At 56.5% G+C, this 15,234-nt stretch carries 17 protein-coding genes; all 17 read left to right on the plus strand.

Annotated elements, in window-relative coordinates:
- The first annotated feature begins 19 nt into the window (after positions 1-19).
- The 17 genes from G7K71_RS12885 to G7K71_RS12965 all read left to right on the plus strand — a co-directional run bounded on the left by G7K71_RS12885 (position 20) and on the right by G7K71_RS12965 (position 15,218).
- On the plus strand, positions 20-871 hold the full coding sequence (locus G7K71_RS12885) for a hypothetical protein (protein WP_207712911.1): 852 nt from the start codon (positions 20-22) through the stop codon (positions 869-871).
- A gap of 71 nt (positions 872-942) precedes the next feature.
- Positions 943-1,629: a ParA family protein gene (locus tag G7K71_RS12890; protein WP_166347011.1), complete on the plus strand. Its 687-nt coding sequence runs from the start codon at positions 943-945 to the stop codon at positions 1,627-1,629.
- Positions 1,630-1,653: 24 nt separating this feature from the next.
- A complete protein-coding gene (locus G7K71_RS12895; protein ID WP_072869654.1) occupies positions 1,654-1,881 on the plus strand; it encodes a 4Fe-4S binding protein in 228 nt (75 codons plus the stop codon).
- On the plus strand, positions 1,874-2,935 hold the full coding sequence (locus G7K71_RS12900) for a 3-methyl-2-oxobutanoate dehydrogenase subunit VorB (RefSeq protein ID WP_166347014.1): 1,062 nt from the start codon (positions 1,874-1,876) through the stop codon (positions 2,933-2,935). Before G7K71_RS12895 ends, G7K71_RS12900 begins: the two co-directional genes overlap by 8 nt.
- Positions 2,935-3,681 (plus strand): thiamine pyrophosphate-dependent enzyme, encoded by a 747-nt coding sequence (locus G7K71_RS12905; protein ID WP_207712912.1) that lies wholly within the window; start codon positions 2,935-2,937, stop codon positions 3,679-3,681. Before G7K71_RS12900 ends, G7K71_RS12905 begins: the two co-directional genes overlap by 1 nt.
- A 1-nt stretch (position 3,682) precedes the next feature.
- On the plus strand, positions 3,683-4,243 hold the full coding sequence (locus G7K71_RS12910) for a 2-oxoacid:acceptor oxidoreductase family protein (RefSeq protein ID WP_013822987.1): 561 nt from the start codon (positions 3,683-3,685) through the stop codon (positions 4,241-4,243).
- A 39-nt stretch (positions 4,244-4,282) separates the two neighbouring features.
- Positions 4,283-5,398 (plus strand): M20/M25/M40 family metallo-hydrolase, encoded by a 1,116-nt coding sequence (locus tag G7K71_RS12915; protein ID WP_166347020.1) that lies wholly within the window; start codon positions 4,283-4,285, stop codon positions 5,396-5,398.
- 25 nt (positions 5,399-5,423) lie between these two features.
- Positions 5,424-6,530, plus strand: a complete 1,107-nt coding sequence (locus G7K71_RS12920; protein WP_166347022.1) for a DUF3866 family protein — start codon at positions 5,424-5,426, stop codon at positions 6,528-6,530.
- A 45-nt stretch (positions 6,531-6,575) separates the two neighbouring features.
- Complete coding sequence (locus G7K71_RS12925) at positions 6,576-7,235, plus strand: hypothetical protein (RefSeq protein ID WP_207712913.1); 660 nt, start codon at positions 6,576-6,578, stop codon at positions 7,233-7,235.
- A 75-nt stretch (positions 7,236-7,310) separates the two neighbouring features.
- The gene (gene spoIIM, locus G7K71_RS12930) at positions 7,311-7,928 is read left to right on the plus strand and encodes a stage II sporulation protein M (RefSeq protein ID WP_166347025.1); all 618 of its coding nucleotides are present in this window, start codon (positions 7,311-7,313) and stop codon (positions 7,926-7,928) included.
- A gap of 73 nt (positions 7,929-8,001) precedes the next feature.
- Positions 8,002-8,274: a hypothetical protein gene (locus G7K71_RS12935; protein ID WP_166347028.1), complete on the plus strand. Its 273-nt coding sequence runs from the start codon at positions 8,002-8,004 to the stop codon at positions 8,272-8,274.
- Between the two features lie 334 nt (positions 8,275-8,608).
- Entirely contained in the window at positions 8,609-9,715 is a 1,107-nt protein-coding gene (locus G7K71_RS12940) for a DUF362 domain-containing protein (protein ID WP_166347031.1), read from the plus strand.
- A gap of 418 nt (positions 9,716-10,133) precedes the next feature.
- A complete protein-coding gene (gene xerD / locus G7K71_RS12945) occupies positions 10,134-11,030 on the plus strand; it encodes a site-specific tyrosine recombinase XerD (RefSeq protein WP_166347034.1) in 897 nt (298 codons plus the stop codon).
- Between the two features lie 146 nt (positions 11,031-11,176).
- Positions 11,177-12,358 carry a phosphopentomutase gene (locus G7K71_RS12950; RefSeq protein WP_166347037.1) on the plus strand — a complete coding sequence of 394 codons (1,182 nt, stop codon included), beginning with the start codon at positions 11,177-11,179 and terminating at the stop codon, positions 12,356-12,358.
- A 68-nt stretch (positions 12,359-12,426) separates the two neighbouring features.
- A complete protein-coding gene (locus tag G7K71_RS12955; protein WP_166347040.1) occupies positions 12,427-13,761 on the plus strand; it encodes a pyrimidine-nucleoside phosphorylase in 1,335 nt (444 codons plus the stop codon).
- A 153-nt stretch (positions 13,762-13,914) separates the two neighbouring features.
- Positions 13,915-14,154 carry a hypothetical protein gene (locus tag G7K71_RS19100; RefSeq protein WP_207712914.1) on the plus strand — a complete coding sequence of 80 codons (240 nt, stop codon included), beginning with the start codon at positions 13,915-13,917 and terminating at the stop codon, positions 14,152-14,154.
- Positions 14,155-14,429: 275 nt separating this feature from the next.
- Complete coding sequence (locus G7K71_RS12965) at positions 14,430-15,218, plus strand: hypothetical protein (RefSeq protein ID WP_166347043.1); 789 nt, start codon at positions 14,430-14,432, stop codon at positions 15,216-15,218.
- The last annotated feature ends 16 nt before the right edge of the window (positions 15,219-15,234 follow it).

Raw genomic sequence — 15,234 nt, forward strand, 5'->3', positions numbered from 1 at the left:
TCGGTGCGAGGTGTTCATCATGCCCTTTTTTATCACCACCTTTTCTTTCCCGGTAACCCTGGTTTTTGCCGGTCTTTTGGGGGCCCTGCTCACCCGCCTGTTCCTGCCCGGATTGATGGGAATGATTGTGGAAGCCGGCTTTGTGCGCCCTAATTTCCGGGGTGAGGTTATTCCCCTGGGGGTAGGCCTGGTGTTTTCCCTGGCTGCCGTAGCGTGTATAGCCCTCCTTTACCCGTTTTTGCCGGGACACCTGCAGTTTTTTGCCCTGGCCTTTTCCCTGGCCCTGGCAGCCTTCACCTGCCTGGGGCTGGTGGATGATGTCTGGGGTTCCCGTAATGCCAGCGGCTTGAAGGGACACCTGCAGAGCCTTTTGCAGGGAAGGCTAACCACCGGCGCCCTCAAGGCACTGGCCGGTGGGGGGTTAAGCCTTTTCCTGGCGGCAGTAGCCGGCCCCCTGGCCTGGGTGCCGGTTAATGCCCTGACCCTGGCCCTTTCCGTAAATGCCATCAACCTTTTGGATTTGCGCCCCGGCCGGGCCGGCAAAGGTTTTCTTCTGGGCTCTTTTCTTTTATTTGCGGCCGGTTGGGGGCAATGGCCCTTAGCTTTCCTGGCCGTTTTAACGGGCAGTGTTGTGGCCTACCTGGCCGTGGATTTGAAAGCCAGGGCCATGATGGGCGACACGGGAGCAAACGCCCTGGGCGCCGCCCTGGGACTAACGGCGGTATGGGTACTGCCGGACGGGATTAAACTGGCTTACCTGGGACTGCTCATTGTCCTGCACGTGGTGGCCGAAAAATATTCCCTTACCAGCCTTATTGCCCGCAGCCCGTTGCTGGACCGCCTGGACCGTTGGGGCAGCGACCGGCAATAAACAGTTTTTCGCTGCGGGGATAGGAAATTCGGTATCTTTGTCGAATTGTTTTGACCGTGGGGTGATCCCGGGTGGGTACAGGTATAAGGAGAATAACCATTTTTACCGGCCATCTGGGTAGCGGAAAGACCGAACTGGCCATTAATTTTGCCCTTTCCCTGAAGGAGCGGGGTTTGCCCACGTCCGTAATCGACCTGGATGTGGTGAACCCCTATTTTCGCACCCGCCTGGTCAGGGAAAAACTGGAACAACTGGGGTTGACGGTGGTTTGTCCCCGGGGTGAGTGGATGAGGGCGGATTTACCGGCCCTGCCCCCGGCCATCCGCGGGGTGCTGGAGGACCCGGGCCGGTATGGGGTATTTGATGTGGGTGGCGATGAAGTGGGGGCGACGGTCCTGGGACGGTTCAAGCCCCTGCTGCCCGCGAAAGATTACCACCTCTGGCTTGTGGTGAATGCCTGCCGCCCTTTTACGCGAGATAAAGAGGGCATCATCAACATGCTGGAGGGTATCGAGAAGGCCTGCCGCCTGCAGGTAACGGGCCTGGTGAGCAATACCAATCTAGGGGCGGCTACCGACTGGCAAACCATCCTGGCCGGACACCGGGTGGTGCAGGATGCGGCCCGCATCCTCAACCTGCCGGTGGTAATGGTGGCGGCGCGCCGGGATTTAGCAGAAGAGCTGCGTGCCCACCTTCCCCCCGGGTTGCCCGTGCTCCCTTTGAACCTCTTTATGCAAACCCCGTGGCAGGATTTTTAAGGCTTAAGTTTGGGAGGGAGATTTTTGGCTGCCGCACGAGTGACATTTAGAGAAGAACGCTGTAAGGGTTGCGAACTCTGTGTTACCTTTTGCCCGAAGGGCATCATTACTTTAGCCAAACATATCAACAGCATGGGTTTTCACCCGGCTACCGTTGAAGATCAGAGCAAATGTACCGGCTGTGCCACCTGTGCCCGCATGTGTCCTGATCTGGTCATCGAGGTGGAAAGGGAGGTGGCCCGGGTTGGCTAAAATACTAATGAAAGGAAACGAGGCCATCGGGGAGGGTGCGGTCAGGGCCGGCTGCCGTTACTTTTTCGGTTATCCCATTACGCCCCAGAGCGAACTGCCCCACTACCTGGCCAAACGCCTCCCGGAGGTGGGGGGAGTTTACCTGCAGTCGGAAAGTGAAACGGCCGCCATTAATATGGTTTACGGTGCCGCCGGGGCGGGTGCCCGGGTGATGACTTCCTCCTCCGGTCCCGGAATCAGCCTGATGCAGGAAGGCATTTCCTACCTGGCTGGTGCCGAGTTGCCCTGTGTCATTGTAAACATGATCCGGGGCGGCCCCGGTCTGGGCAATATTGCGCCGGCCCAGTCCGACTACTTTCAGGCTACCAAAGGGGGCGGCCACGGAGATTACCGGGTGATTGTCCTGGCTCCCGCTTCGGTGCAGGAGATCATCGATTTGATGCGGGTGGCCTTTGACCTGGCCGACCGCTACCGCAACCCGGTGATGGTGGCGGGCGATGGCATCCTGGGACAAATGATGGAGCCGGTGGAGCTGGGAGAAGAAAAGGAAATCCAGATCCCTCCCCGGCCCTGGGCGGCCACGGGGCGCATGGGGGGCGAAAAAAAGTTGATCAACTCCCTGTACATTGTTCCCGAAGAGCTGGAGCAGCATAATCTAAAACTGGCCCGGAAATACGCGCTGATTGCCGAGCGGGAACAGCGCTGGGAGGAGTACCGGCTGGGCGGGGCAAAGCTGGTGCTGGTTGCCTTTGGTACTGCCGCCCGCATCTGCAAGGCAGTGGTGGACCGCTGCCGGGAAGAAGGCCTGGCGGTAGGCCTGATCCGGCCCATCACCCTGTGGCCCTTTCCCCAAAAGGCTTTTGAGCCGGTAATTGGGGAAGCAGAACGATTCCTGGTTGTGGAAATGAATCTGGGACAGATGGTGGAGGATGTCCGCCTGACCGTGAATGGCCGCCGCCCCGTGTATTTTTACGGCCGTTGCGGCGGCATGCTTCCCGTGGCGGCAGATGTGGTGCGGGAAGTGAAAAAATTGTACGGGGGGGAGGGCCAGTGATGAAAAAAGTGTTCACCAGACCCCGGTCGTTGAAGGATATTCCCACCCATTACTGTCCCGGTTGTACCCACGGCATTGTTCACCGCCTGGTAGCCGAGGTAATCGATGAACTGGAGATCTTTGACCGTACTATTGGTGTGGCACCGGTGGGTTGTTCAGTGTTTGCTTACAATTACTTCGATTGCGATATGTTCCAGGCTTCCCACGGCCGTGCTCCGGCTGTGGCCACCGGAATCAAGCGGGTGCTGCCCGACCGGGTGGTCTTTACCTATCAAGGAGATGGTGACCTGGCGGCTATCGGAACGGGGGAAATTGTCCATGCCGCGGCCCGGGGAGAGAAATTTACTGTAATTTTTATTAACAATGCCATTTATGCCATGACCGGGGGCCAGATGGCTCCCACCACCCTGTTGGGCCAAAAGACCACCACCACTCCCTACGGACGGGATAAGGAAGTTAACGGCTACCCGGTAAAAATAGCGGAAATGCTCAGTGTCCTGGACGGTACGGCCTATGCGGCCCGGGTTTCCGTGCATGACCCGGCCCATGTGGTAAAGGCTAAAAAGGCCATCAAGCGGGCCTTCGAAGTGCAGCTGGCCAATCTTGGCTTTTCCATTGTCGAGGTGCTGTCGGCGTGTCCCACCAACTGGGGCCTGCCTCCGGCGGAAGCCTTAAAATGGTTGGCCGAAAACATGATTCCCTACTATCCCCTGGGGGAGCACAAAAAACCTGCGGAGGTTGGTTAAAATGTATGAGGCAATTTTGATCGCCGGCTTTGGCGGACAGGGGGTTCTTTCTACCGGGCAACTCCTGGCCTACGCCGGCATGCTGGAAGGGAAGCACGTGTCCTGGATTCCCTCCTACGGTCCTGAAATGCGGGGCGGTACGGCCAATTGCGGCGTAACCATTTCCGATTCCCCCATCAGTTCCCCGGTAGTTACCGAACCTACTTCCCTGATTGTAATGAACCGCCCCTCCCTGGAAAAGTTTGAGGGGAGCGTGGTCCCCGGGGGATTGATCCTGATCAACAGCTCCCTTGTTGATATCAAGGCTACCCGTAAGGATGTCCGGGTATATTATATACCGGCCAACGAACTGGCCGAAGAGCTGGGTAACGCCAGGGTAGCCGGTAACGTCATTCTGGGGGCATTGCTGGAATTGACGGGGGTCGTTTCCCTGGACGCGGTGGAAAAATCCCTGCGGGAGGTTTTGCCCGCCCATCGCCATAAGCTGATTCCCCTCAACCGCCAGGCCCTGGAAACCGGTGCCGCCCTGGTTCGGCGTCCGGCCGCTGCCCGGGCAGGGTGATGGCCGCCGGCGAGATCAGCTGCTGGAGGGGTATTATTGATGATCAATCAGGATAGAATCCTGGCCGAATTTCTCGAGCTGGTACAGGTAGACAGCGTCAGCGGACAGGAAAGGGCACTGGCAGACCTGCTGGCGACCCGCTTAAGGGGCCTGGGATTGGATGTATGTGAGGACCGGGCCGGGGCCGAAACCGGGGGAGAAGCCGGCAACCTGATTGCCACCCTGCCGGCCCGGGGCCCGGAGCGTCCCCTTTTGCTGGTGGCCCACATGGATACGGTGGAGCCTGGCCGGGGCGTGCGGCCGGTGGTGGAGAACGGCGTTGTCCGTTCTGCCGGGGATACCATTCTAGGGGGCGACGACAAGGCCGGCATAGCAGCCATTCTGGAAGTGCTCCGGGTCATTACGGAACAACAGCTTGCCCACGGCGGGCTGGAAGTGGTCTTCACCATCGGGGAGGAAATTGGTCTTTTAGGAGCCAAACATCTGGATCACAGCCGGTTGCGTTCATCAATGGGTTACGTGCTGGATTCTAACGGGCCCGCTGGAACCATAGTGGTACAGGCCCCCACCCAGGATAAGATAGAGGCGGTTATCCGGGGCCGGGCGGCCCACGCAGGGATAAATCCCGAGGAGGGGATTAATGCCATTGCCGTGGCCGCCCATGCCGTAGCCCGTATGACCCTGGGGCGTATTGATGAAGAAACCACGGCCAACATCGGGGTTATCTCCGGTGGCCAGGCCACTAATATTGTGCCAGATTCCTGCCGCCTCGAGGGAGAAACCAGGAGCCTTGACGGGAGTAAATGCCGTGCTCAAACGGCGGCCATGGTGGAGGTCCTTGAAACAACGGCTGCTCAATTCGGGGCCAGGGTGGAGATAACCACCCAGACCCTTTACCACGAATTCAAACTGGCCGAATCCCATCCTGCCGTTGTACTGGCAAAGAGGGCGGCCGAAAAACTGGGCCTGGTCCCGCAGCTGGTTAAAACCGGCGGGGGCAGTGATGCCAACATATTTAACTCCCGTGGCATTACCTGCGCCAACCTGGGAATTGCCATGCAAAAGGTTCATACCACCGAAGAATTTATCCGGGTAGAGGATCTGGCGACCAACGCCCGCTATCTCCTGGAAATTATCCGGATGGTGATTGAATAGTAAACAGATAGCTGGAGGCCGTGGAATGATCCGCATCCGTACTGGAGAAGTTGTGGCCGTGCAGGCCAGACGTCCGGGGCTGACCGAGGTCCTGGTCAGGGTGGAGGGGAAGGAAGAGCGAGCTGTAAACTACGATCACCTTACCGGTCCGGTTAAACCGGGGGATGCGGTGGTGCTTAACACCACCGCCGTATACAAAAAACTGGGTACCGGAGGTACCCATTTTATTATGGCCAACCTGGCCAACCCGGCCCTTGATGCCCCCTGTCCGGGTCACATTATGAAGGCCCGCTATACCCCCTCCCAGGTTAAAGTACTGGCCGTGGAAGAGGAGGGGCACCCCCAAAACCGCTGCTTCCGGGCGGCAGATTCCCTGGACGGTATCCCGGTAATCATAGCCTCCCTGCACAGCATGATTGCCCCGGCGGCGGCGGTAATCCGCAGGCTGACCCGCGGCAAAGCCCGTGTAGTCTACCTGATGACCGACGGGGCGGCCCTGCCCCTTCCTTTGAGCCGCCTGGTATTTCAACTCAAAGAAAAAGGGCTCCTGTCGGCCACCGTAACCTGCGGCCATGCCTTTGGCGGCGACTACGAAGCCGTTACCGTTTACAGCGGTCTGCTGGCCGCCCGGAGTGTAGCCGGGGCGGACATTATCATTGCGGCCATGGGGCCGGGCATTGTCGGTACCGCCTCCACCTTTGGCTTTACCGGCTTAGAGCAGGGGGAGCTGGTGAATGCGGTGCATATCCTGAAGGGGCAACCGGTGGCGGTGCCGCGCATCAGCTTTGCCGATGCCCGGGAACGCCACCGGGGGTTGAGCCATCATACCAGGACTGCCCTGGGCCGGGTGGCCCTCGTCCCCTGTACCGTCCCCATTCCGGTCCTGGCGCAGGAAAAGCATGCCCTGGTCTGGCGGCAGCTCCGGGAGAGCGGTATCCTGGACAGGCACCGGGTGATCGTGGTGGAGGACAACCCCACCCGGGAGGCGCTGCAGGAGTACGGTCTTGCCGTTACCACCATGGGGCGGGGCATAGATGAGGACCCCGAATTCTTCCTTGCCGCGGGAGCAGCCGGGGCATATGCGGCCGGTCTGTTTTTAAAAACAAATGCCGTCAGTGAAGGGAAGCCCTGAGGAAGTGCCCTGGTATTTAATGGTATAACGTGATGGGGTGAGATTTTGTTACCCGCAGTGATCCTTACCGCCAACGCCAGCGGAGCTGCCTGGGCCGCCCGGCAGGGCCTGGTGGTTTTGGTGGTGGATGTGATTGACATGTCTACCAGCCTGGAAGCGGCCCTGGATGAAGGAGCGGCGGCGGTCTTTGGAGCCAGCCCCGATGCGGCCAAACCCCCCGTTCCCGTTGATCCGGCAGGTGTGGGCCGGATGGCCGGGGAAAGAGCCCGGGCACTGGACACCGGTGTGGTGGTAATTGCCGAGCCACGCACCGGTACCGGGGAGCAACGCAAGGCCGGCATACAAAAGGTGCTCGGGGGCATTGCGGCTGCCGGGGCAAGGCTTGAAGCCGTAGTTCCCAATTTGGGCGCCTCCGTCGCCGAACTGGTAGACTTTAAAAGAAGAGTGGTGGTGGCGGCCACGGGCTCCGGGGGGGTTGCCTTTGATGCCGCCCTGACGGCCGGTGCCCCGGCTGTCCTTGCCGGAACGGTGGCCCGTACACGCCACAAAAAAGGCAGGGACCCGGCTGTAGCTGCCGCCACCCGGGCGGTGGCGGCTGCGAAAAATTTACACCGGGGCATTGCCGTGGTGGCCGCCAGCGGCAACTCTATGGAAGACCTGCTTGCTGCCCACTACATTTATCGCCTCATCCTTGAGCTTTTTTAATTTCCCCCACCCATTCATATACCCCCTTCCTGAGCCATATATATGAGCATGGACAGGTTGGAAGGGGGGAGAGCTTTGCTCGATGTTTTCCGCCATTCCCTGCGCAGCAGCTGGCCCCTTTGCTTGCTGGTATTAATTTTTTTCACCCTGGGTTTGATTTGTGGTGCCCTGAGCCTTACCTTCCTTCCCCCGGTACAAATCCAGGAACTTCACGATTATATAAATACATTCATTAAGCAGGCCCGGAATCTGGATCTGGAAGCAGGCCGGGTGGCCTGGGAGGCCATGTACGGCAAAATGCTCATCATGGTTGTCCTTTACCTTTTAGGGCTAACATTTATTGGTATCCCTGTGATCCTTGCTCTGGTTTTCCTGAAAGGATTTGTTCTGGGTTTTACCGTAGCTTTTCTCAATTACGACCTGGCCTGGAGCGGATTGCTTTTAGCCCTGGCCTGTATTATCCCGCAACATTTGCTTTATTTGCCCGCACTGTTTGTGGGTGCGGTGGCATCCCTTTCCTTTGCCCTCGTGCTTCTTCCCCGTCCCTCCAGTACCTGGAGCAAAATATGGGGGTCCTTTGCCCGCTACACGGGCGTGATGCTGGTTGCTCTGACCGTGGCGGTGGGGGCGGGGCTGGTGGAGGCCTTTTTGACGCCCTGGTTGACCAGAATGGTGGTCGGCATCCTGGAGTGAGATAGTAAATGTTCAATAAAACCACAAGGCAAGGGAGGGAAACCCCGGTGGACTGCCATGACCGGGTGGGATCATGATGGTAATTTTTTTAACGAAACTAAAACGCCGGTTAATGTTTTGCCTGCGCATGCTGGTGGTGCTGGCCATCCTTGCTGTTCTTTGCGGGCACATTTACGGCCTGATCAGGTCGGGTGGCGCCTTTGACCAACCCCGGCCTCCTTCTCCTGGCACTTCCGTTTACAACCCCGCCATTGGCCCTTTTGATGCGGGTCGGGGTACATTTATGGATCGCCTGTTTGAGTTTTTACAGGAATATTACCGGGGGAGTCATGGTAAGCCGGATTAGCAAACCGGCTTATGTTATATTACTATTTTTTTGTCTGTAAATGTTCAGTTACCCCGCCATGGTGCCGCCCAGCACTCACCACAATACGGCTCTGCTCCTGATATTTCAGGTTCAATTGATACCTCTGGTTTTACGAAGACATTGTATTCCAGGAGTGCTGGGTCCACGCTCGCTCCCTGGCTTCCGCGCTGACAGCAAACATTACTTTTGTCTTTTAGATGACGTAAAAAGGAAATGGTTTTCCTTTTGGAGAAAGAATATAAAAAACCGCAACGCTCCGGGGTTATTCCCGGGGCATTGCCTGGAGCTTAAACTCTTATGGAGGGATGAAATTTTGCCGGCTAAAGTTTTTTTTGCCGACATGCGGGCCAAACATAAAGAAAATCTTCTGGATAAGGTGGAAAAGCTTTTCGAGCGTGCGGGAATGAGAGAGCTTTTTGCTCCCAGAGACCTGGTGGCCTTTAAAGTTCATTTTGGGGAGCGGGGCAATACGGGCTATGTGCGGCCCCAGTTTATTCGCCGCCTGGTGAACAGGGTTAAAGAACTGGGTGGGAAACCCTTTCTTACCGATGCCAACACCCTTTACGTGGGCAGCCGTTCAAACGCGGTAGATCACCTGCAAACAGCCATTGAAAACGGTTTTGCTTATGCCGTGGTTGGCGCTCCCCTGATTATTGCCGATGGACTTACGGGGAAGGATTACATTAATGTGCCGGTCAACCTGAAGCACTTCAAGGAAGTAAAGATTGGCAGCGCCCTTATTCACGCCGATGCCCTGCTGGTGGTGAGCCATTTTAAATGCCATGAACTTACGGGCTTTGGCGGTGCCCTCAAGAACACCGGCATGGGATCGGGTTCCCGCAGCGGCAAGCAAATGATGCACTCCGACGTACTGCCCGGGGTGAACCCTGAAAAATGCGAGGGTTGCGCCCGTTGTACCCGCTGGTGCCCGGCGGGAGCTATTGCCGTGTCCAGGGAAACGAAAAAAGCGGCCATCGATCAGGAAAAATGTATTGGCTGCGGAGAGTGTACAGTCACCTGTCCGGTGGAAGCAATAGGCATTAACTGGAAAACGGAGCCGGAAGCGATCCAGGAAAAGATTGTGGAATACGCCGCCGGAGTGCTCCACAATAAGAAGGGCAAAGCCGGGTTCATCAACTTTGTGACCAATGTTTCTCCGGAATGCGACTGTGTCAGCTGGACGGACGCTCCCGTGGTGCGGGACATTGGCATCCTGGCTTCCCTGGACCCGGTAGCCCTGGATCAGGCCTGCGCCGACCTGGTCAACGGGGAGAAGGTTTTACCCGGCTCCCGGCTGGAGGGCCGGGAAGTGCAGGACGTATTCCGTGCCCTGTGGCCCCAGGCTGTGTGGGAGCGCCAGCTGAGTTACGGGGAAGAAATTGGTCTGGGCACCCGGCAATATGAACTGATAAAAATTTAACCCGTTTAACGAGTTCTGGAACCTTTCCCCTCTTCATAACGTCTATAGATATAAACGGAGCGGGGAAGGGGTCGGGATGGATCATAAGACTTCTTTAGGCCTTCTGGCAGTGGTAGTTTTGATCATACTCTTTGTGCTGGCATTAATGCACACACCATACCCTTCTGCAACCGATTCCAGAGCCGGTGCGGCAATGGAATACCGGTTTGCCACAGAGCAATGGCAGTCAGCTTACCAAACCTACACCTTTTGACACGGCTCTTATCTTAGGATGTTGTTGAGTCAGGGGACTTTTGGTTTTAGGCCAAAGTCCCTTTTTATGTAGTTTGCGCGATGAGGAAAAACATGGGAATCAGCAGGATTAATGAGTCTCTCGTGGAAATAGAAGGAGTAATAATATGCACGGGGGCGATGTGCCTTGCAGGATTTAATTGATACCTTTATCCATTACCTGGCGGTGGAAAAGGGTCTGGCCCGGAACACCACGACTTCCTACCAGCTCGATTTAAACCAGTACTGGCTTTTTTGCCGGTCCCGGCGGTTGGATCCCCTGGGGGAGGGACGCGGTGCCGTGATGGCTTATTTGCTCAAGTTAAAAAAAGAGGGGCGGGCTCCGGCCACCGTTTCCCGGCACCTGGCGGCTTTAAAATCTTTCTACCGCTTCCTGGTTCAAGAAGGAGTAATTTCGACCGATCCGACCGCTAATTTGGAATCCCCCCGCCTGGCTCAGCGGTTGCCGAGGGTATTGACCCCCGAAGAAGTAGACAGGCTCCTGGCTCAACCCCGCACATCCTCGGCCACCGGACTGCGGGATAAGGCCATGCTGGAACTGCTTTACGCCACCGGCCTGCGGGTGAGTGAGCTGGTTTCCCTGGATCTGGCCGATGTTAATTTGGAGCACGGTTTTGTGCGTTGTTTCGGGAAAGGATCCAAAGAGCGAATTATCCCCCTGGGTTCCGTGGCCGCTTTTTATGTATCCGAATACCTCACCCGGGCCAGGGTAAAACTAACCAGAGGCATCAATACCCCTGCTCTGTTTGTCAATCAGCAGGGCCGCCGCCTCACCCGGCAGGGATTCTGGAAGATTATAAAAAAGTATGCCCGCCAGGGGCGCATTACTAAGGTCATCACCCCTCATACCCTGCGCCATTCCTTTGCCACCCACTTGCTGGAAAACGGTGCCGACCTGCGTTCTGTTCAGGAATTGCTCGGTCACGCCGATATTGCCACCACGCAAATTTACACCCATGTAACCCGTACCAGGCTGCGGGAAATTTATGACCGCACCCATCCCCGGGCGCAACTGGATGGATAAAAGGGGTGTAATTGTTCAGCAAAACCGCTACCATCGGCACAGTGCAGCGTTGTCCAAAGCGAACGACTTGCGGAGCGCTGGAGTGAGCGTGGACAACGCTGCACCATAGCGGGATCGCTGAACATTTACAAAGGAGTTGATCTTACTTGGCCGCAATCATCAATCGTCTTACCCTTATTGTTCTTGACAGCGTAGGTATCGGGGAACTTCCCGACGCCGCCCAATACGGGGATGCGGGCAGCAATACCCTGGCCAATACTGCCCGGGCCGTGGGAGGACTCAATATACCCCACCTGGGCCGGCTGGGCCTGGGAAATATCCTTCCCATTGAGGGGGTTCCCCCGGTGGACCGGCCCCTGGCCGCTTACGGACGGATGGCTGAGGCTTCCGCCGGCAAGGATACCACCACCGGCCACTGGGAAATTGCCGGCTTGTTGCTGGAACGGCCCTTCCCCGTCTACCCCCATGGCTTTCCCCCGGAAATAATCAAGCCTTTTGAGGAGCGCATCGGGCGGCCCGTTCTGGGCAACAAGGCGGCTTCCGGTACGGCCATTATTGAGGAACTGGGGCCGGAACACATGAGGACCGGGTATCCCATTGTTTATACCTCGGCCGACAGCGTGTTTCAAATTGCCGCCCATGAAGAGATTATCCCCGTGGAGGAATTATACCGGATGTGCCGTATTGCCAGGGAGTTGCTAACCGGCGACCACGCCGTAGGGCGGGTTATTGCCCGGCCCTTTGTGGGGAGGCCCGGTGCTTTTAAACGTACGGACAGGCGGCGGGATTTCTCCCTTCCTCCGCCCGGCCCCACCATTTTAGATTTGCTTTTAGAGAACGGATTTCCTGTCCTGGCCGTGGGCAAAATTGAGGATATTTTTGCCGGGAAAGGTATCACCGAAGCCGTACATACGGAAGGTAATATGGACGGGGTGGACCAGACACTTGCCTGCATGAGACGCCTGGAGCGGGGGTTGATTTTTACCAACCTGGTAGACTTCGATATGCTTTACGGTCACCGCAACAATCCCCGGGGGTATGCGGATGCCCTGGAGGCTTTTGACCGGCGCCTGCCGGAAATTCTGCATGCCACCAGGCCCGATGAGGTGCTGATTATCACCGCTGATCACGGGTGTGACCCCACCACCAGCAGTACGGACCACAGCCGGGAGTACGTTCCTCTTCTGGTTTACGGCCAGAAGGTAAAACCGGGGGTAAATCTGGGGACCCGCAGCACTTTCAGCGACGTGGCCGCCACCGTGGCCGAGCTTTTCGGACTTTCCTATCCGCGGGGAACCAGTTTCGCCCGGGAAATAATTATCCGGTAAAACTGCTGCCACCGGCACCATGGCGGGGTCACTGAACATTTACCACGCAAATTCTGAGGTGAACAATTGTGCGCATGTACGATATTATCCTGAAAAAACGCCAGGGATTCGAGCTCACCACGGAAGAAATCAACTTTTTTGTCCGGGGATATACGGTTGGGGAAATACCCGATTACCAGGCGGCGGCGTTATTAATGGCCATTTTCTTCCGGGGACTTAATTCCCGGGAAACGGCGGACCTCACCCTGGCCATGGCCAGTTCAGGAGACCGGGTCGATCTTGCGGACATCCCCGGTAGCAAGGTGGACAAGCACAGTACCGGCGGGGTGGGGGACAAAACCACTTTGGTGCTGGCTCCCCTTGTAGCTGCCGCCGGGGTACCCGTGGCCAAGATGTCCGGCCGGGGGCTGGGTCATACCGGGGGGACGGTGGATAAGCTGGAATCCATTCCCGGTTTTAAAGTAAACCTTACTCCGGATGATTTTATGCGCCAGGTCAGGGAAGTTGGCGTGGCGGTGGTAGCCCAAACGGGCAACCTGGTGCCGGCGGATAAAAAGCTTTACGCCCTGCGGGACGTGACGGCCACGGTGGACAGCATTCCCCTGATTGCTTCCAGCGTGATGAGCAAAAAAATCGCCGCCGGAGCCGATGCCATCGTCCTGGATGTAAAGGCAGGAAGGGGGGCCTTTATGCGTTCCGTGGATGAGGCCTCTACCCTGGCCCGGGCCATGGTAGCCATCGGCCGGCAGGTGGGCAAAAGGACCGTGGCAGTGATTAGCGATATGGACCAGCCCCTGGGTTTTGCCGTAGGCAACGCCCTGGAGGTGCGGGAGGCCATTGAGACCCTATCCGGACAGGGTCCATCCGATTTGCGGGAGCTGTGTCTCGTGCTGGGCGGCCACATGCTCGTCCTGGCCGGTGCGGCGACGGACGTAGAGGAAGGAGTGAACCGGCTGGCCGGGTTGCTGGAACGGGGGCAGGCATTGGACAAGTTCCGGGAGATGGTTAAGGCCCAGGGCGGTGATCCGCGGGTGGCGGATGAGCCGGATCTGTTACCGGAGGCCTCATACAAAGAACAGGTGAAGGCGCAGGAAGATGGGTATGTGGCGGCCATCCATGCCGAAAGGATTGGCCGGGTAGCCATGCTTTTGGGGGCCGGCCGGAAGACCAAAGAAGACACCATCGACCCGGCGGTGGGAGTAGTGTTGCACAAAAAGGTGGGCGACCGCGTCAAGGCGGGGGACGTCCTGGCCACTTTGCATGTAAACAATCAGGACAATCTGGTCACAGCGCGGCAGCTAATCGCCTCGGCCTTTGCCTTCAGTTCCAGCGCACCCGGGGAAAGAAAGCTGATCCACGGGGTGGTTGGCCTTGAAGGAGTCGTGGGTCAATTTTTGAGTTAATAGACCAAAAAAAGAAGGAACTGGATGCCCTGAGGTCCTTTCCTCCTGCCGTTGCCGCCAGGTTGAGGGAATTTTACCTCGTGGAGTGGACCCACCACTCCACGGCCCTGGAAGGAAACTATAGATGGCAACGGGCGGACGGCCCGGCTGCTGATGAATTTTGTTTTCATGCGGGAGGGGTATCCACCCGTAGTTTTCAAAAAAGAGGAGCGGGAGCGCTACCTGACCTCTCTGGAGGAGGCGTCGGTGACCGGTAATATGATGTCCTTTCTGGAGTTGGTCAGGGATGCTTTGCTGACCTCCCTGGAGACATTTTTAAGTGTGGTTCGTCCCGCCGGGCACAAACCTGTCGAACAGGTAAGAAACGCAGATCCCGGTGAATTTGCTTTGTAAAGGCAGCTGGCTCAGCAGTCCTGCTTTTTTCTCAAACAGGTCAGAAATTTGTTCCAGGGGCAGGAGGAAAAAGTCAGGTGGTGTAGAAAACCTTTCCTGGTCGAAGTGCCTGGAGCCTGCCACTTGCTCCGGCAGGTGGGGAAAAATATTTTCACGGCAATAGGCAGGAAATTTCGCATTTCTTTTGTGGGAATTTTTCAGGTTTTTTTGAAATATGAGGAGGAATTATAAACCATCTTCAAAAAAATTGGTAAATAACAAAGGAGGGTTTGGAATTGAGGGTTGTTAAACTGGTAGCAATGTTCCTGGTTGTAACGCTGGTCCTGTCTTGCCTTGCAGGCTGTGAAAAAAAACAGGAAAAGACAGAGACAAAGGCAGTGGTGGTTCTGGTTGATCTGTCGGAAAGCACCCGTGACCTGCGTAATCTTTACCTGGAGAGTTTAAAAGAGGTGATCGGTAAAATAAAGCCGGGAGATTTCTTTATGGTCGCAAAAATAACCGCTTCCTCGGTAAGTGAACCGGAGGTACCCGTTAAGGAAGACTTTAAGGTTGAACTAAAAGACGCTGCCGGTAGACCCACCGATAATCCCCTTTTAGTTAAAAAAATAACGAAAAAAGCTGAGGAAGAATTGGAGGCAAAGAAACCCCAGCTTACCGAAAAAATAAAAGGAGTTCTCCTGCCAGGCGAGGAAAGACGTGAAAAGGTAACAAACACAGATATTATGAGCTCCCTGGCCGTAGCGCAAAACGCCTTCCGGAACTACCAGCGGGACAGAAAAATTTTAGTCATCCTATCAGACATGCTGGAGGACTCAGAGCGCTATAATTTTTACCGGGAGAATCTCACCCCCCGGCGAATTAGTGAAATTATCAATGCGGAAAAAACAAATGGGAGGCTTCCCGATCTTAATGGAGTGGATGTTTACGTAGTGGCGGCCACTAAGGAACAAAGCAACAGGTTTTTTGAGGTGCAGAGATTCTGGCTGGAGTATTTTAAAGCCTGTGGTGCAAGGCTTGCCAGGGAAAATTACAGCAGTACCCTGTTGAAATTTGCAGGAGATTAAGAGGGAGGTGTGCGGG

The organism is Desulfofundulus sp. TPOSR, from assembly GCF_011393055.1.
GTDB classification, from domain to species: Bacteria; Bacillota; Desulfotomaculia; order Desulfotomaculales; family Desulfovirgulaceae; genus Desulfofundulus; species Desulfofundulus kuznetsovii.

Excerpts from the sequence above, each read along its gene's own strand:
- G7K71_RS19100 (WP_207712914.1), top strand. The coding sequence starts at position 13,915 with ATGAATTTTGTTTTCATGCGGGAGGGGTATCCACCCGTAGTTTTCAAA.
- G7K71_RS12935 (WP_166347028.1), top strand. The coding sequence starts at position 8,002 with ATGATGGTAATTTTTTTAACGAAACTAAAACGCCGGTTAATGTTTTGC.
- G7K71_RS12915 (WP_166347020.1), top strand. The coding sequence starts at position 4,283 with ATGATCAATCAGGATAGAATCCTGGCCGAATTTCTCGAGCTGGTACAG.
- G7K71_RS12885 (WP_207712911.1), top strand. The coding sequence starts at position 20 with ATGCCCTTTTTTATCACCACCTTTTCTTTCCCGGTAACCCTGGTTTTT.
- G7K71_RS12920 (WP_166347022.1), top strand. The coding sequence starts at position 5,424 with ATGATCCGCATCCGTACTGGAGAAGTTGTGGCCGTGCAGGCCAGACGT.
- G7K71_RS12910 (WP_013822987.1), top strand. The coding sequence starts at position 3,683 with ATGTATGAGGCAATTTTGATCGCCGGCTTTGGCGGACAGGGGGTTCTT.
- G7K71_RS12905 (WP_207712912.1), top strand. The coding sequence starts at position 2,935 with ATGAAAAAAGTGTTCACCAGACCCCGGTCGTTGAAGGATATTCCCACC.